We start from the raw sequence: 17,998 nt of genomic DNA, 5'->3' as shown, positions 1-17,998 counted from the left end.
TTCATGTACTTATATTAACAATCAAAACTCAAGGAAAATAGTCCTTAGTTAAATCAAACGACACTTCATGTCGTGTCGCTTATATCTCTGACCTGAAGGACAGAGTTTTACGCTCCATTTGATAAAAATACAAAATAATGAATTGCCCTGAATTAACTCAGAAATGGCGCTATTTGTTTTTCATTTTTTAAACAGATTCAAAAAACATAGTTTTTCACTTAATAATCATTCATTTAATTTTCTCATTGAAAATCACATTTGCACTGTTTTAATGCATTGTTATCACACCCATGCAAGTCTTTGCTTTATATCGAGTCTTATGTATTTTTAAGTTTTTTTAATCAAAATTTCCCTAGCGCCAATCTCTTTTCCATTTTTTTTCGCTCGATATACTGAAGTTCTTTTCGTGAACTAGCGCACTAAACTGGAACACCTTATGCAAAATATAGATCTCCTCTTTCTCCTTCTTGGTGCAGTCTTGGTTCTTGCCATGCATGCAGGCTTTGCATTTTTAGAATTAGGTACAGTACGACATAAAAATCAGGTCAATGCGCTGAGTAAAATTTTGACTGACTTTTCTATTTCCGCAATTGCATACTTTTTTGTGGGTTATTACATCTCTTATGGTCAGCATTTTTTCCATATTGGGGACACTTTAGCCGCCGATCATGGCTACAACTTAATGCGTTGTTTCTTCCTGCTGACTTTTGCCGCAGCCATTCCAGCGATTATTTCAGGTGGTATTGCTGAACGTGCAAAAATGCGGACTCAAGCGATTGCCACATTATTATTGGTCGCTTTGGTCTATCCATTCTTTGAAGGCATGGCATGGAATGGTAATTTTGGATTACAAGCTTGGTTAGAACGTACATTTGGCGCAGCCTTTCATGACTTTGCAGGTTCGGTCGTGGTACATGCCATGGGCGGTTGGATCGCTTTAGCTGCAGTACTTTTACTCGGTGCGCGTCATGGTCGTTACAAAAAAGATGGCCGTATCAGTGCGCATCCACCTTCAAGTATTCCTTTTTTGGCACTCGGTTCTTGGATTCTCATTGTCGGTTGGTTTGGCTTCAACGTAATGAGTGCTCAACGTTTGGATGCCATTTCAGGACTGGTTGCGATTAACTCTCTCATGGCGATGGTCGGTGGCACATTGGCGGCAAACTTCATGGGTAAAAATGACCCGGGCTTCCTTCACAACGGCCCATTAGCAGGTTTAGTCGCTATTTGTGCAGGTTCTGACGTGGTTCATCCTGTCGGTGCGTTGATTATCGGCGCTATCGCAGGTCTGATCTTTGTCAAACTATTTACATACACTCAAAACAAACTCAAAGTCGATGATGTACTTGGCGTTTGGCCACTACATGGTGTCTGTGGAGCTTTTGGTGGCCTAGCTGTAGGCTTATTTGGGCAAAAATGGTTAGGTGGCTTAGGTGGTATTTCAATGATGTCGCAAATTATTGGTACATTCTTAGCCATTGCGATCGCACTAATTGGTGGATTTATCGTTTACGGTACATTAAAAGCTGTAATGGGTATCCGCCTAGATCAAGAAGAAGAATTCCGTGGTGCAGACTTAAGTATTCACCGTATTTCGGCAAACTCTGAAGAAAACATGTTCTAAACAACACAATCTAAAGCGGCATTTATGTCGCTTTTTTTTACCCTGAACTTCGCTTAAAGCTTGAGTTTAAATCACCTTATTTTAGAAAATCTAAGACCTGATCCAAATGCTGAATTTTATTCGGAATGCTGTGCTGTTGTTCAGCACTTAAAGTATGAAAGCCTTCAAGCAAAACGGCAGACATCCCTGCTTGGCTCGCACCATAAATATCATTGACAGGATGATCACCAATAAATAAACACTCGGTTTCTGTCACGCCCAACTCACGACAACTGTGCTGAAATATTTCAACTTTGGGCTTACTGATCCCTGCACTTTCCGAGCTGATGATCTGATCAAAATACGATGCAAAACCTAGTCCATTCAAAATATTCAGGCGTGTGGCATGTCCACCATTCGACACCACCGCCAGTTTATACTGCTGCTGTTTTAGTTGCTGCAGCAAGGTCAATGCTCCCGGCATCGCCACGGCGAACTGACCAAAGTGCTGAAACCAAAATTGTGTGAGCTCATCAAAATCGGGTTGATGTATCCAATCCAGCTCCGTTTGTAGAGCATAAGCGACAGATGCCCCAATACTCGGATGAGTAAGGAGTTCTTTTTTCGGATATCCCCCATTATCTATACGATTAATAATACGTTTAATCTGTACAAGGTCTACCTCCACCAGCGTCGACTGATAAGACACGGCTAAATACTGCGTATAGGCCTGAACGCTGTGATCTCGATGAGTCAAAGTATTATCTAAATCAAAAAGGACTGCACGTATGCTCATAAATCTTTATTACTGAGTTTTCAAAAACTTTAACACAATGCCCGTTTTGCTTTATGCACCTTCTTCACTATCGATATCAATACAGTTCAAATAGCCGATTAAGTCTGATTTAAGTTTTGTGGTTTCAAATAGCAGCATTCAAACAAAATAATTTCAGCACATCACACGACTTATGCTCTCGAACCGCTCCTTTTTATTACGAAAAGCCCTGCTGCTCACACTCAGTTTGGTTGGCCTCCTTTATGTTTTCCCCGTCGGTGGTTCGCTCGACCAAGCTTTTATTCAGCCTTGGGTCGACCTACATGGTGGTTTTCCTCATCGTAATGATTGGGCACTTGCTGTGTTGAACCATCGCTATATCAAGAATATCGTCATAGGTGTGTATGTTCTCTATATCGCAGCATGGATATGCAGTTTTAAATATCCATATCTGAAAGCTCGCAAGTTTGAATTTGGCTATTTTATCGTGGTGGCTCTACTCAGCACGGCAATCATTGGGTTGCTCAAATCACAATCTGCACATGCTTGCCCTTGGAATATGACTGTCGCTACAGCCCACGGCTTTTCTTGGGATTTTTCAGCACGCCAAGGACACTGTTTTCCCGGTGGCCATGCTGCGACTGGTTTTGCCCTAATCACAGGATATTTTGTTTATCGAATACATCGACCTGCCCGTGCGTACTTCTTTTTATCTGCAGGGCTGATTTTAGGCTTTGCTTTTGGCTGGGCGCAAATGATGCGGGGTGCGCATTTTCTCAGTCATAACCTTTGGACCGCATGGATCATTTGGGCATTTAATTGTGTCATGTATGTGTTGTTTTCTCGCCATCTCACTACATCAACTACGCAGCAAAACAGCAAAGCATTTACATGGATCTAATCTTTAAGTATCTAAATTGAGCTTGATCCGAAAATGATTGAGTCACTCATGATTCACTGAATGGGATCTGTAAACTCACTTTCAGACCACCTAGTGTTTCACTTTTAGAAAATTCCAATTCCGCACCGATATGTTTTGCGGCTTTATCCACGATCGCTAGCCCTAAACCACTTCCAGTTTCTTCATGATTATAAATTCGATAAAAGCGTTTACGAATTTGCTCATATAAAGCAGGGTCGATACCAGGCCCGCTATCTTCAACCTGTACAACCGCCTGCCCCGCATGTTCAAAGACGGAGACATTAATCATGCCCTGTGCAGGGGTATATTTGATGGCGTTATCAATCAAATTAAAAATGATTGAATGTACGGTTGGCTCAAGACTATATAAGGCAATGCGCTGTTGTCGCTCCATGCCAAGGTCAATATCTTTTTGCATCGCCAAATGCACCAGTTGCTCCACGCAATTGGTTGCGACTTGCTTAAGATCAAAATGTTGTTTGCGCTCAAGTTCAAAGACCGAGGCATCTTGTTTTGCCAAACTCAATAATTGACTGACCAAATGCTGAATACGAATTAAACCTTTACTCAAATTTTGTAGAGCGTCATCTTGTGGAAATTTTTGTAGCAAAATCTGCATTTGCAAATTCAGTGCGGTAATCGGGGTCCGTAACTCATGCGCTGCGTCAGCAATAAACTGGCGCTGTTCCTGCTGCGACAATGAAATTCGTTCAAACAACTGGTTCATTTCAATAATGGTTGGTGCAATTTCCTCTGGATACGGCATTTGAGAGATTGGAGAAAGTTCAAAGGCATCCCTTTTTGCCAGTTCTTTTTTAAATTTTTCCAGTGGGTTTAAGCTGCGTTGAATCAACCATCCCAAAGCGATTAATGCAAAAGGTATAAAAACCAAATAGGGAATAAACATACTACTAGCCAATTCAGCAGCAAGATGCTGTCGAACCGATTCTTGCTGACTGACCTGAATTTGCCGATCTGCGAGTGGCAAAATATAGGTATGCCACTCATCCTGTTGGGTTCTGTGGGTATAAAAACCGGCTTTGGGCTGAGGCGCGACCAATAATTTTAATTGATGGGTTTGATGCGCATTGGATTGATAAGTCCATACATCGACAAATAAATCTTCTTCGTGATAACGCTTATGTTGATCAAATTCGCTACGAATAGGCTGCGGATCATGCTCTGCAACACGTTCCGCCAAATTTTGCATTTGCGCATCTAAAATTTCATTAATTTCTTCAAGTGCAATTCGATAAGCTGAAAACACCAAAAGACAGCCCAAAAGCATACTGAAAACAGACACATAAATAATTAGTCTCTTTTTCAGAGAATAAGGCTGCTGCATGGTTGATAATTCCTTTGCCTTAACCGAGTCGATAACCTAAACCACGAATGGTGCGAATAAAATCTTTGTCTAATTTTGTTCTGAGATGATGCACATACACTTCTATGGTATTACTGCTGATATCACTATCAAAATCATAAAGCTTATCTTCTAAATTGGCTTTCGAAAAAATCTTATTCGGATGTGTCACTAGTGGAATCAATATGGCCCATTCACGGTTAGATAAATCGACATATTGCCCCTTATAGCGTGCAAGATGCTGTTCGATATCTAAAATCAATTCACCATGTTTTAAAATTTTCTGCGGTGCTTCGACTGAACTCAGCCCTGTGCGTCGAAGAAGCGCATGAATCCGTGCAAGTAATTCATCAAACTCATAAGGCTTGATCAGATAGTCATCTGCCCCATGGTTTAAACCATCTACACGATTTTGTAATTGATCACGTGCCGAGATGATTAACACTGGCAATTTAGGCTGCATTTGACGAATTTGTTTCAGGACTTGCATACCATCCATCATCGGCAAACCTAGATCCAGCAAGACGATATCAATTCCCCCTTGCATTATGAGCTTTAAGCCATCGATGCCATTATTCACCCACTCGACTTCAAACTGTTGATAGTTCAACAAAGTTTTGGTCGATTCGGCAATCATGAAATCATCTTCAATAATAAGTATTTTGTGCATGGCTTAAGTCCTACGCTGTACTGAAGTACATTGTTGCAACATATTGTTTTTTTCATCAATCACTTGAGTCTGCACATCGAGCAAACTCAATAGCGATGGAAATAGATTATCCTGACTTAATTTTTGGCTTTTTTGTGCCATTAAACAAGTATATTGCGCTGAATTATTTTTTTGCCAAGCCGGTGAAAACCACATCAACATCGGCACATGGGTTTGCTGTGACGGTGCAATTGCGTATGGAGAACCGTGTAAATACAAACCATGCTCACCTGTCGACTCACCATGATCGGACAAATACCACAGTCCTGTTTGATAGTTGTTAGTCACTTTTAAGGTGTTAATCAATTCACTCAGCACATGGTCGGTATAGATAATACTGTTGTCATAACTATTTATTAATTCTGTCGAGCTACATCCCTGTATGGCATTGCTATTACAGGTTGGCTTAAATTTTTGAAACGCTGCGGTACTTCGTTTGAAATAAGCAGGGCCATGACTGCCCATTTGGTGTAATACAATTAAACGAGGTGTCTGATCTGCTTTGGGGATCGAAGCCAAATATGCCTTCAAACCATCCACTAAGATTTCATCATGACATTCGCCATCGGCATCACACCACTTTTTCTTCAGCGCTTCAGGAAATTCATATTTTTCAACACGTGTGCATGTGCCCTTACAGCCTGAATTATTATCTAGCCACGTCACCTTATAGCCTGCACGCTGTGCAATATCGAGTAAACCTTCGCGATGACTTGCAAGCTGTTCGTCATATTCGGTTCTCGGCATACCCGAGAACATACAAGGAACAGACACAGCGGTTGCGGTGCCACATGAGCTGACTTGGCTAAAATTGATAATATTTTGCTGACTGAGTTCAGGATTGGTATTTTTAGCATAACCATTCAGTGAAAAACTTTCCGCGCGCGCAGTTTCACCGACCACCAAGACCATCAATTTTGGTAAGCTTTTGGCGCTTACGTTTTCAACCATATGTGCATCTTCACCATAGATCCGCAATGGCAAATTCTGTTTCGGTGCTTTTTTGTGATAATAGGAAAATGTCGAAGCGATACTGTTTTGTGGTGAGAGCTTGCCTTTTAAGTCACGATGCTCACGAAAGATCGCAGCATAATCGACAAAATAAACAAACAGTAAAGCACTCATGAGAATGAGCGACAGCACTATATGTAAACCTTTTTTGGCAACAACTGTGCTAAAGGCTTCTTTATGCAGTGGCAAAAGCCAGATCAATAGCACTGGCAAAATAACCAGTCCAAAGACCCAGATAAAAAATTGTGGCGAGATTAAATCCTGTACTTCCTTTACATCTGTTTGCATCATGTTCTGTACTTGGTCAGATGTAATGGTCACACCTAAACTATTGACGAAATAGGCACTCAAGCCACCAATGATCAGCAAAACACTCGCCAAAAGTTTTGAATTCCATCGCCATTGCAGGAGTTGCATCAGCACATTATAAAGTGCCACCACCACCAGTACGGTTGCCGCTAAAAATAGTCCGGCCTTCAATCCCGTATAAGGTGTGAGCTGCTGGATTTGCTGATAAAACGCGAGGTTCAAAACCACCCCAAGCCATAAGGCAAGCACGAGGTTAAATTGACTTAAACTAAGTCTTGGAATTTTTTGCTGTATTTTAGCTATGACCTGAAGCATATTGGCATCAATTATTGATCTTTGATGCCCTAATCTAAAAATTCAAACTTAAAAATCACTTAAAACTGATCAAAACCAAGCAAGAAAAATCAAAAAAGGCGATGTAAAACATCGCCTTTTGAACAACTTAAATCAAAGTTTTAGAATTTAAATTCTAGACCTGTACCTAGAACAGGTTGTTCACTTTCATTCGAACCTTTTTCAAGTGCTAAGTAACCTGCATAACCATAAGCTTTCACTTGTTTGCTAAATGCATAATCCGCACCTGCAATGAATTGCTGAGCTTCGTAATCCTCACCCACTTTATAGGTCGTAGTATTTTGACTATATTGTGCTTTTACTGTCCAAGCTTTTGCAGAAGGTAGATTGTATTCTGCACCGACTAACCAACCTTGAGCATCATCAATATTTGCTGCTGCAACATCATTACCTTTAGCAGCCTCAACCTCTGATGTTTGATACAGTGCTTTGAGTGCCAAACCACCCTCAAGATTTACACGACCAATCGCACGAACGGTATTTGCAGCAGCAAATGCTTTTGTAACTGCAACTTCAGGACTTTCAGCATTTAAGATCCCTACACCACTAAAGTTCGATGGAATGGCTTTGTCATAGGCTAAACCTGCAACAACAACAGGGCTGTCATAGACAACAGACGCCGACCAAGCATCGCCAAGACCACGACCTGCAGTTTTTACTACACCTTTGTCGCTCTTAATTCCTGAAGATTCACCTGTTGCAAGCAATGCATTAACTTTAATTGCACCTTCAGCAATTTTAAATGCTGGTGATTCATAGACAACAACGTTATCTACACGGTTTTCACCCGTCATGATGCCTGTAACATCAGCACGGTTACCCACGTAGTTGTTGAATGTATCAACCGGACTAGACAATTGTTTTAATGGTGTATCGTGTGCACCTACTTTCAATGTACCAAGTTTCGCATCTTTCAAACCAACGAAGCGGTTACGCTTAGACCAGTCATCGCCTTCGCCGTCTGAGTTAAATGCCCATTCAATTGCATAAACTGCGCTTAAACGGTCAGTCAGTTTTTCATCGCCCTTTAAACCCAAGAAAGAACTGTTTGAACTGATTTCAACGACATCTTTATCTGAAACACCCGTTTTATTATCTTCAGGTAAATAATCAACAGACGCATCAATTTCACCGTAGAAGGTTGGTGCTGCAAAGGTTGACCCAGCCAAAAGGCTCAATGCGATAGCCGCTGCTAACTTAGTTTTCATCAAAAATTTTCCTTAAATTATTTTGTAACAGATATTACACACGCGAAACATATTACAAAATTATTAAAATAATATTTGCATTGCTCTTTTAGTGCTTTAGCTGATAAAAAACAACCAAAATCATGATTTAGAAGTGATTTTGGTCATTTTTTGATGCTTTCCCCCAAAATAGAATCGGGACTAAGCTCAATGCAGCCAAACCTGTGATCCAAAATAAATAAGTGCTATAACCCAACTGATCGGCCACTATGCCACTGATGCTATACAGCCCCCCACTCACCGTAGCCATAATGGCAACCTGAAATGTAAAGTCCGTTGCTGCAAATGCTTTACGACTATATTGCATCACCAAAGTCAGCATGATCACAAGCAGCATGGCTGAAATCATGTCTTCGGCAGCATTGATCCCATAGATCAGCCATTCATGGACGGGCCGTTTTGCCTCGAACTGTAAAGCCAGCCATGCATAGGCCAATAAACTGAATATTTTCAATACCGAATAGAAAACCAAGGCTTGCGCCCGAGAAATATACTTCAAGCTTAGACCAGCAAACCCCGCCCCAATTAAAGCAGCCACAGCACCCAGCATGGTGACATACAGACCAATTTGACTAAAACTTAATCCTAAATCCACCATCAGCGGCTTAAGTAAGGGTCCTGCCAGACCATCTGCAAGCTTAAAACTCAATAAGATCATCAGCCACAGTGTGAGGGTTTTGGTTTGGGTAAAATAAGTCAGATACTGGCGAATGGCATAGAACAAGCCTGAAGTATGCTTATGGTTGTTATCATTCTCTTGAGAGGAAATTATGTTGAGTGGCGGCTTTAAAGGTTCTCGATAGAGAAATATAGGAATCGTATTGATGAACACCAATACCGCTAAAAACAGAAAGGTGGCTTGCCAATCCAACCAATCTAAAGCCCAAAGTACAGCGCCACCACCCACGATAAAGCCGAGTCTGGAACCAATCACCTGAAAGGTATTGCCCCAGTGCTGTTGGTCAGTTTTTAAAATATTGACAGCCAATCCATCGGTTGCGACATCTTGAGTTGCACCGACCAAATTCATACTGAGTAAAGCCACAAAAAACAGCAGCAAATACATTGGTTCATTCAAGCTTTGGATCGGCAAAAAGGACAGGAAGACTAAGACCACCACGGACAGCAACTGCATTGGAATAATCCAACTCCGATAGTGCCCTTTGGACCTTGAACCATGCCGATCAATCCACGGAGCCCAAAAAACTTTGATCGACCATGGCAGCATGAGTAATCCAAAGCCACCAATATGCGCCAAAGACACACCTTGCGCTCTTAAAATCACTGGTAAAGCATGCGTCATAAAACCGACAGGTAACCCTTGCGCCCAATATAAGGAAAACAGTAAAAGATAGAGCTGACGAAGCTGGATCATAAGTTCCTAAATGTTGAATGCGCTGAAGTTACATTTAGAGTAGTCAAAATACGGCTATTTTGCCAATGATCTAAAAAATCATCGACCTAAGATAAGGTCAATGCTGATGCCGTACTTTTAAATGTGCATCACATCAAAAATGGATTTCACTTATATAAGAATATGCAATGAATCAAAAGACTCAATTATTTCCAGTTTTGCCCGATCAAGTTCCATCACGCGGCTTCCCCCTGAGCCGCGCTATTTTTAAAAAACTTTTTTTGGCACAAGGATGGAAATTTGACGGCGAATTTCCCAACCTTGCCAAAGCTGTGGCAATCATTTCTCCGCATACTTCTAATATAGATGCATGGCATGGTTTTCTTGCCTTGCTTGGGATCGGGATAAAAATAACCATTTTTGGTAAAAACACCCTTTTTGATACTCCCTTAAAACCACTTTTGGATTGGGTCGGCGTGATACCTATTCAGCGTGAAAATCCACATGGATTGACGCGTGCAATTGCTGAGACTATACAAGCGACAGATCAAATTTGGATTGGAATGGCACCAGAGGGAACACGAAAAAAAGCCGATAAAATCAGGAGTGGCTTTTACTATATTGCTTATGAAGCACAGATACCTATTGTGATGTTTAGCTTTGATTATGCAAAGAAAACCATTCATTGCTTAGGTGTTTTTGAACCCAGTGGAGATTTTGAAACTGATCTCAAAAAAATTTTGAAGATTTATGATGGCAAATTTTCCCCGAAAAATCCCGAATGGTTGGCATTGCCGTTACAAAAGCACTTGAAAAAGCCCTAGTCAAATGGCTATTTTTTTGATGTGATGTGCACTTTGTATATTTAAACATCAGATTTCACCCATGAAACTTTTGCATTACCTGATTCCTAGCCTCTTTGTATTGGCACTCACTGGCTGTGACTCTGCAACCAAAACGCCTGCGACCACGACACCTACACCAGCCAAAGCACGTGAACCGGTGATCGCGATTGCGCTCGGTGGCGGTGGTGCCAAAGGTTTTGCACATATTGGTGTGCTTAAAGTGCTCGAATCGCACGGTATTAAACCTAAAATTGTGACTGGGACTAGTGCGGGTAGTTTTGTCGGCAGCTTGTATGCTAGTGGAAAAACGCCTTATCAAATGCAGCAATTGGCCCTGAACTTTAAAGAGTCTGATATTCGTGATTTAACCTTAAATAGCCAAGGCATTATTCAAGGGCAAAAACTGCAAGACTTTGTCAATAAAAACGTCGGCAATAAACCAATTGAACAGTTTCCAAAACGCTTTGCTGCTGTAGCCACCCGTTTAGATAATGGCAGCAAAACTGAATTTAACCGCGGCAATGCTGGCCAAGCAGTGCGTGCATCGTGCAGCATTCCGAATGTATTTGTACCTGCAACCATTGCAGGAGTTAAATATGTCGATGGGGGTTTAGTCAGCCCGATTCCAGTGAAAACGGCACGTGATATGGGTGCAGATATCGTGATTGCTGTTGATATTTCTGCGCGTCCTGACGGTAGCAAAGCCGTAAGCATGTTTGGTTTACTCGATCAAACCATTAACATCATGGGACAACAAAGTATTAATGAAGAACTGAAAAATGCTAATTTCGTGATTCAACCTAAAGTGGGACATATCGGCACACTCGATTTGAAGTCGAGCAATGCGACGATTTTAGAAGGTGAAAAAGCCGCACAGCTCAAAGTGAATAGCATTATTAAGGCGATCGATAACTTTAAACAGTCCCCTGCGGCCTTTAAACCAGCACCAAAAGCGAAAATATAATTCAACGATTTTTTTTATATTCATTGAGTTATACATCTGCTACATTGATATAGATACTGGTTCATCTATATCAATTCACCCTTATATAAGAGTAGATGTATGGAATTTATTTTAGAACCTTGGCACTGGTTTGTATTGGGCGTCGCTTTGATGCTTTTTGAACTAATTTTGCCGTCTTTTGCTGCGCTATGGTTTGGCGTTTCCGCAATTTTGGTTGGGATCTTATATTGGATCTTTCCATCCATGGACTTTAATGTCCAAATTGTGGTTTGGATTATTTTTGCCGTGCTCTGCACATTTTTGTGGTTCAAATTTATTAAGCCTTTATCCATTGATAAAACCAAAGCAGGTCTGTCGCGTGAAGCGACGATTGGCCAAGTGGGTATGGTGATTCAAACCCAGCTAAATCATGGCAGCGTTAAAGTTCGCTTCCCGATGCCTGTTTTAGGTTCAGACGAATGGCATTGCCGTACCCAAGATGCACTTCAAGTCGGTGACCGTGTTCGCGTGACTGATATTTTAGGCAATGATTTAGTCGTCCAACTGCACAGCAGCAACCACCCCACTGACAATCCATAAATAAGTGAGAAATGACATGTCTGGTGTTTCTATTGTTTTTTTAGCGCTCTTAGTTTTTGTAGCCGTCACCATTTTTAAAGGTGTCCGTATTGTTCCCCAAGGTTATAAATGGATTGTTCAGCGTTTAGGTAAATACCATACAACGCTCAATCCGGGACTGAACTTTGTGATTCCGTATGTCGATGAAGTGGCTTATAAAGTCACAACCAAAGATATCGTCTTAGATATTCCTTCTCAGGAAGTGATCACTCGTGACAACGCGGTACTGCTGATGAATGCTGTGGCTTATATCAATTTAACCACACCTGAAAAAGCAGTTTATGGTATTGAAAACTACACATGGGCGATTCAAAACTTAGTTCAAACCTCTTTACGTTCAATTGTCGGTGAAATGGACCTCGATGATGCACTTTCATCGCGTGATCATATTAAGGCTAAACTTAAAGCCGCAATTTCTGATGATATCTCTGACTGGGGTATTACGCTTAAAACTGTAGAAATTCAAGATATTAAACCTTCTCATACCATGCAAGCGGCAATGGAAGAGCAAGCGGCTGCGGAACGTCAACGTCGTGCGACAGTGACCAAGGCAGACGGTGAAAAACAAGCGGCTATTTTAGAAGCAGATGGTCGTTTAGAAGCCTCTCGTCGTGATGCAGAAGCTCAAGTGGTACTGGCAGAATCGTCACAGCGTGCAATTGAAATGGTGAGTTCAGCCGTCGGCGATAAAGAAATTCCAGTTGCGTACTTACTGGGTGAACAATACGTCAAAGCCATGCAAGATATGGCTAAATCTAATAATGCCAAAACTGTGGTATTACCTGCGGATGTACTGAATACGATTCGTGGTGTGATGGGACGTAATAACTAAATCTTCACATTAATAAAAATGGGTCGTGACATACGGCCCATTTTTATGCTCAAAACAAAAAAGAAGGCAAAGTTTGTCAATTTATGTTTAAATTTCACGTTATTTTTTTGACGTTTTAGGACTTATTGTTCGATTTCACCTACTTGGCTTAGGCAAATCCCATTGAGTCCCTAATTAAACGCAATTGTCCAACGCCAAAGCGGATACCGTATGAGCTCCCTGAATCCCACCCTAATTACCTTTCTCTTTTATATTGTCGCCATGGTCGTGATCGGTTTACTTGCATACCGTGCGACCAGTAACTTTTCTGACTACATTTTAGGTGGCCGCCGATTAGGGAGCTTTGTCACTGCCCTTTCAGCAGGTGCATCAGATATGAGTGGTTGGTTGCTCATGGGTCTTCCGGGGGCGATTTATCTTTCAGGTTTATCTGAAATGTGGATTGCAATTGGTCTGATCATCGGTGCTTGGCTCAACTGGCTACTTGTGGCAGGTCGTCTCCGTGTACATACCGAAGTTCAAAATAATGCCTTGACCCTACCTGACTATTTCTCAAATCGTTTTAACGATCAAAAGAAAATCTTACGTATCGTGTCTGCTGTGATTATTTTGATTTTCTTCGCAATTTACTGTGCTTCAGGCATGGTTGCAGGCGCTCGATTATTTGAAAGTATGTTTGGTATGTCGTATAGCACTGCGCTTTGGATCAGTGCAATTGCAACGGTGAGCTATGTGTTTATTGGTGGCTTCCTTGCTGTCAGTTGGACCGATACCATTCAAGCGGGCTTTATGATTTTTGCCTTGCTGCTGACACCTATCGTGGTCATGTTGTCGTTTTCTGATTTAAGCCAGTTCACTCTGGCACTGGAAGCGGCACGCCCTCAAGCCATGGATGTATTTGCTAACTTAAGTTTTGTCGCAATCATGTCTTTATTGGCATGGGGCTTAGGCTATTTTGGTCAACCGCATATTTTAGTGCGCTTCATGGCAGCAGATTCAGTTAAATCGATTCCCAATGCACGCCGTATTGGTATGACATGGATGACGCTCTGCCTCGGTGGCGCAGTTGCAGCAGGCTTCTTCGGTATTGCTTATTTCCAACAGCATCCAGAACTGGCAGGTGTCGTTACAGCAAACCCTGAAACGGTCTTTATGGAATTGACTAAAATTCTATTTAACCCATGGGTTGCAGGTATCGTATTAGCTGCGATTTTAGCTGCGATCATGAGTACCTTAAGCTGTCAGCTTTTAGTCTGTTCAAGTACCTTAACTGAAGACTTTTATAAATCATTCTTACGTAAAAATGCTTCACAAAAAGAATTGGTTTGGGTCGGCCGTATCATGGTGTTAATGATTGCGTTGCTAGCGATCTATATGGCGGGTAATCCTGACTCTAAAGTCCTTGGTCTCGTAGCATATGCATGGGCAGGCTTTGGTGCTGCATTTGGCCCACTGATTATCATGTCATTGTTTTGGAAACGCATGACACTCAATGGTGCTTTAGCAGGTATGGTGGTCGGTGCGGTTATGGTTATTCTATGGAAAAACCTCTGGGGCGATACAGGCGTTTATGAAATTATACCGGGCTTCATCTGCTCACTCATTGCAATCATCATTGTGAGCTTAATGGGTAAAGCGCCATCTGCTGAAGTCACTGAAAAATTTGAAGAAGCAGATCGTATCTATAAAGAAAGTATTTAAGACCAATAGCACTTAAATTTAATTTCTAAGTTTTAATATCTACAAAAAAGGACGCTAGGCGTCCTTTTTTGTTTGGCGGATTCAAGCAGCAAGTGCAACAGTATAAAAACCAGCCATAACTTCACTCGGTGTATACCAACCTAGTGTTTTTCTAGGACGATGGTTGAGTGAAAATTCTATCTGCTCTATTTGTTCGTTTGACACGTCATCAAACGATGATGATTTTGGCAGATATTGACGGATTAAACCATTCGTATTTTCATTTCTAGCTCGCTGAATAGACTTGTAAGGGTCAGCGAAATACGCCTCTATGCCGGCATTAGTAATTCTTTTGTGTTCGGAAAATTCTTTGCCATTATCAAATGTCACGCTATAAGCATGGCTCATTCGTAAACGATCTAATGCACAACTAATCGTTTGAGAGGATGCTCTCGTTGGCCCTAAATGAACAATATGTACGTACAGGCTCTTTCGATCCACGAGAGTTAATAAAGCACCTTTATGATGTTTACCAATCACCGTGTCACCTTCGAAATCTCCTAAACGTTGTCGTTGATCAATGACATCATCTCGGCAATTAATACTTGTTTTATCAATGATTTGCCCCTGCGATCCGTGTTTTTGTAACCTCGTTTTCGATATTTCTTCTGATGCCTTAAGTGTAGATGGAGTTTACCGCCTTTTGATTTATCTTGATAAATGTACTGGTAAATCCATTCATGTGAAGGTACATCCAGCCAACTGCGTTGTGTTAAAGCACCTGAAATTTGTTCTGGTGACCCGTCCAAGCCAATCAAATAATCAATATACGCGAAGGCAAATGCTGTCATTGATGATGAAGGACGGTACCGTCTTTGTCTTGCAAATTTAGCTGCCTGTTGAGCCCTATATCCACGTTGCCCAGTATTTCTTTTTAATTCATGGTAGATGGTTGATCGTGAACGCCCTAGCTCCCGAGCAAGGGTAGTGATTGAACTTTTACTTTTCAAAGTAGCATAAATTTCGTATCTTTCATCTTGAGAAAGTTGGGTGTATTTCTTCATTGTGTGCTTTCCAATTGCGAGTTGAAAAAGTCTAATGATTCTATAAATACACCTAACTTTTTCAACTAACTACAAATGTGTCGCATTTGGGATTTGAATCTGCGTTTTTTATCATGTCATCCATTTAGCTATTCCGTAGATGGTTTATTGACTTCTGTTCCAAATATACAAAATATAAAAAAGCCCACAATATATTACATGTGTGGGCTGAGGTCTTTTACTGCGTCATATTAACTTTGACGTTTTAATAAAAACTGCGTGATCTTGTGTAATTCTGCCGCATCTTCTGCAAAATAATCCAAAGCTTGAAGCGCTTGAGCATGTAATTCTTCTGCATAAGCTTGCGCTTGCTCGAGCCCCATTAACGCAGGATATGTCGATTTATCCACTTGTTGATCTTTACCTGCTGTTTTACCCAATGCTTCAGTGTCAGCAATAATATCTAAAATATCATCTTGCACCTGAAAGGCTAAACCAATCGCTAGACCAAATTCGCGGAGTTTAGGAATAGCTTGGTCTGTACCATTAAATACCGTCACTGCCGCCATCATGATTGCGGCCGAAATTAAAGCACCAGTTTTATTTCGATGAATGTTTTCTAATTCATCCTGACTGACATGCTTGCCTTCTGCTTGTAAGTCTAGGACTTGTCCATTGACCATTTTTGAAGTTGCAGTCGCTAAAATTTGCATTTGCTTCAAGATGATCGGCGCTTTAACGGCTAGGCCTTGATCAAAGAGACGGCTGCCTAAAACTTCAAAAGCCATCGATTGTAAAATATCGCCAGCAAGTAAAGCCGTATCTTCACCAAAAGCCACATGACAGGTTGGTTGACCACGACGGAGTAAATCATTGTCCATACACGGCAAATCATCGTGTACCAATGAATAGCAATGAATAAATTCAATCGCCACAGCAGCACGGCGTACGGCTGCAAAATTGGTATTGGGTTTTAACGCTGCTGTTGCATAACAAAGTGCCGGTCGAACGCGTTTTCCACCCAACATCACAGCATGATACACCGCCCCTTTTAAGGGTTCTGGAATTGAAAATGCATCAAGCGCTGTCAGTAAATCCTGCTGAATACGCTGCTGCGCTTCTGTCAGGGCATGTGTGGAAACGTCTGTTAAAGAAGACACATTCACCTCAAATACTTTAAATATTTAACTGCTTCGTTCATTAGCAAATCGACTGCTAATGTTTTCTGTCATTTTGACCTGTTGCATCATACTGCTTTCTCAGATCTTTCTCTATGTTACGGCCTAAATCTATGTGTTTTTCCCACAGTCTGATGGTTTTTTAAATGTCGTTTCCTCAAATAGCGCCACATTTTGTCCATCATTAAAACAGGTACAATTTTTCGAGCCTTTCTTGGCTTGATATAAAGCCTGATCGGCACGTGTCAATGTTTCAAAAAATGACTCTGTACCATCCCACAAGGCCACTCCGCATGAGATACTCAGTTGTAAAGCCTTATCTGCATAATTCATCGAAGAAGCATAGATTTGCTCACAACATTGTTGTGCAATCGAACATGCAGTCGATATAGCCGTGCGTGGCAAAATCATTGCAAACTCTTCCCCACCCATGCGATATATTTGTGCATCTGCGTGTTGACTAATTTGCATCCTTAAAAGCTGCGCACTTTTTCTTAAAACTTCATCGCCAAACGCATGACCGTAGATATCATTGATTTGCTTAAAATTATCTAAGTCGAGCATCATCAAACAAATTTCATCAGCTTGTTCAACCGCGAAGCTTTTTTGCCACTGAGAAAGGTCTAAATCAAAACCTCGTCGATTTTTTATCCCTGTCAGATAATCAAAATAAACTTGTTGTTCGAGTTGTTGGTTATGTTTCAACAGCGATAATTCGAATTGCTTTAAATTCGTTATGTCCGCACAGCACAACAGCACATGTTCCAAATCGCCACTTTGTTGAAACTTAGGTTTGAGCGTGAACCAATAATGCCGTTCATTTTCACTATACATAAAGGGTTCAATGCTATCGTTCTCTAAACAGCGTAAATCAAACTCAGAACTTGTGGCTTTGGTTTTTTGCTGCATCACGGACACATGATTCAATACAATCTCTTGTAAGTCTGACTGAAATCGATGTTTAAATATTTGATTGGCGCATATCAGCTCAGCTGTCGCAGAAAATAACGCAGCCGGCATTGGCAACGCTTCTAATACAGCCAATTGTTCAGTAGGTAGATCCGATTTTATCAAATGGAGCGTAAAACTCTGTCCTTCAGGTCAGAGATATAAGCGACACGACATGAAGTGTCGTTTGATTTAACTAAGGACTATTTTCCTTGAGTTTTGATTGTTAATATAAGTACATGA

At 41.2% G+C, this 17,998-nt stretch carries 15 protein-coding genes and 1 pseudogene; 7 read left to right on the top strand and 9 right to left on the bottom strand.

All coding sequences use genetic code 11. From position 1 onward, the window contains the following. The first annotated feature begins 436 nt into the window (after positions 1-436). Positions 437-1,624, top strand: a complete 1,188-nt coding sequence (locus FTT85_RS16090) for an ammonium transporter (protein WP_180166005.1) — start codon at positions 437-439, stop codon at positions 1,622-1,624. 76 nt (positions 1,625-1,700) lie between these two features. On the opposite strand, the gene FTT85_RS16085 is transcribed toward FTT85_RS16090, so the two are convergent. Next, a complete protein-coding gene (locus FTT85_RS16085) occupies positions 1,701-2,399 on the bottom strand; it encodes an HAD family hydrolase (protein ID WP_180166003.1) in 699 nt (232 codons plus the stop codon). Between the two features lie 172 nt (positions 2,400-2,571). Between FTT85_RS16085 and FTT85_RS16080 the strand changes: the two genes are divergently transcribed. Then, positions 2,572-3,279 carry a phosphatase PAP2 family protein gene (locus tag FTT85_RS16080; RefSeq protein ID WP_180166001.1) on the top strand — a complete coding sequence of 236 codons (708 nt, stop codon included), beginning with the start codon at positions 2,572-2,574 and terminating at the stop codon, positions 3,277-3,279. A 46-nt stretch (positions 3,280-3,325) separates the two neighbouring features. Here the strand turns inward: FTT85_RS16080 and FTT85_RS16075 are convergent, their stop codons facing one another. From FTT85_RS16075 to FTT85_RS16055, 5 genes are all read right to left on the bottom strand, one after another. Next, positions 3,326-4,645, bottom strand: a complete 1,320-nt coding sequence (locus FTT85_RS16075) for an ATP-binding protein (RefSeq protein WP_180165999.1) — start codon at positions 4,643-4,645, stop codon at positions 3,326-3,328. Between the two features lie 19 nt (positions 4,646-4,664). Next, positions 4,665-5,333 (bottom strand): response regulator transcription factor, encoded by a 669-nt coding sequence (locus tag FTT85_RS16070; RefSeq protein WP_078189962.1) that lies wholly within the window; start codon positions 5,331-5,333, stop codon positions 4,665-4,667. Positions 5,334-5,336: 3 nt separating this feature from the next. Then, positions 5,337-7,007 (bottom strand): phosphoethanolamine transferase, encoded by a 1,671-nt coding sequence (locus FTT85_RS16065; RefSeq protein ID WP_180165997.1) that lies wholly within the window; start codon positions 7,005-7,007, stop codon positions 5,337-5,339. Between the two features lie 140 nt (positions 7,008-7,147). Further along, on the bottom strand, positions 7,148-8,254 hold the full coding sequence (locus FTT85_RS16060; RefSeq protein ID WP_180165995.1) for a porin: 1,107 nt from the start codon (positions 8,252-8,254) through the stop codon (positions 7,148-7,150). Between the two features lie 127 nt (positions 8,255-8,381). Further along, positions 8,382-9,668 (bottom strand): MFS transporter, encoded by a 1,287-nt coding sequence (locus FTT85_RS16055; RefSeq protein ID WP_180183966.1) that lies wholly within the window; start codon positions 9,666-9,668, stop codon positions 8,382-8,384. Positions 9,669-9,835: 167 nt separating this feature from the next. Here FTT85_RS16055 and FTT85_RS16050 point away from each other — a divergent pair, with 167 nt between their 5' ends. From FTT85_RS16050 to putP, 5 genes are all read left to right on the top strand, one after another. Next, positions 9,836-10,471: a 1-acyl-sn-glycerol-3-phosphate acyltransferase gene (locus FTT85_RS16050; RefSeq protein ID WP_180183965.1), complete on the top strand. Its 636-nt coding sequence runs from the start codon at positions 9,836-9,838 to the stop codon at positions 10,469-10,471. Between the two features lie 61 nt (positions 10,472-10,532). Continuing rightward, entirely contained in the window at positions 10,533-11,456 is a 924-nt protein-coding gene (locus FTT85_RS16045; RefSeq protein WP_180055353.1) for a patatin-like phospholipase family protein, read from the top strand. A gap of 99 nt (positions 11,457-11,555) precedes the next feature. After that, positions 11,556-12,035, top strand: a complete 480-nt coding sequence (locus tag FTT85_RS16040) for an NfeD family protein (protein WP_078189968.1) — start codon at positions 11,556-11,558, stop codon at positions 12,033-12,035. A gap of 16 nt (positions 12,036-12,051) precedes the next feature. Then, positions 12,052-12,906 carry an SPFH domain-containing protein gene (locus tag FTT85_RS16035; protein WP_078189969.1) on the top strand — a complete coding sequence of 285 codons (855 nt, stop codon included), beginning with the start codon at positions 12,052-12,054 and terminating at the stop codon, positions 12,904-12,906. Between the two features lie 210 nt (positions 12,907-13,116). After that, the gene (gene putP / locus FTT85_RS16030) at positions 13,117-14,607 is read left to right on the top strand and encodes a sodium/proline symporter PutP (protein ID WP_180183964.1); all 1,491 of its coding nucleotides are present in this window, start codon (positions 13,117-13,119) and stop codon (positions 14,605-14,607) included. An 81-nt stretch (positions 14,608-14,688) separates the two neighbouring features. On the opposite strand, the pseudogene FTT85_RS16025 reads toward putP, so the two are convergent. The 3 genes and pseudogenes from FTT85_RS16025 to FTT85_RS16015 all read right to left on the bottom strand — a co-directional run bounded on the left by FTT85_RS16025 (position 14,689) and on the right by FTT85_RS16015 (position 17,881). After that, positions 14,689-15,650 (bottom strand): annotated as a pseudogene (locus FTT85_RS16025) (IS30 family transposase). Between the two features lie 230 nt (positions 15,651-15,880). Next, on the bottom strand, positions 15,881-16,789 hold the full coding sequence (locus FTT85_RS16020) for a polyprenyl synthetase family protein (RefSeq protein ID WP_180183963.1): 909 nt from the start codon (positions 16,787-16,789) through the stop codon (positions 15,881-15,883). Between the two features lie 129 nt (positions 16,790-16,918). Continuing rightward, positions 16,919-17,881, bottom strand: coding sequence for a GGDEF domain-containing protein (locus FTT85_RS16015; RefSeq protein ID WP_180183962.1), 963 nt, complete (start codon positions 17,879-17,881; stop codon positions 16,919-16,921). Positions 17,882-17,998: the final 117 nt, after the last annotated feature.

Source organism: Acinetobacter sp. YH01020 (assembly GCF_013420275.1).
In the GTDB taxonomy this organism is placed as follows: Bacteria; Pseudomonadota; Gammaproteobacteria; order Pseudomonadales; family Moraxellaceae; genus Acinetobacter; species Acinetobacter amyesii.
The sequence above is the reverse complement of the archived record's forward strand: the minus strand, read 5'-3'. Positions and strand labels throughout refer to the sequence as shown.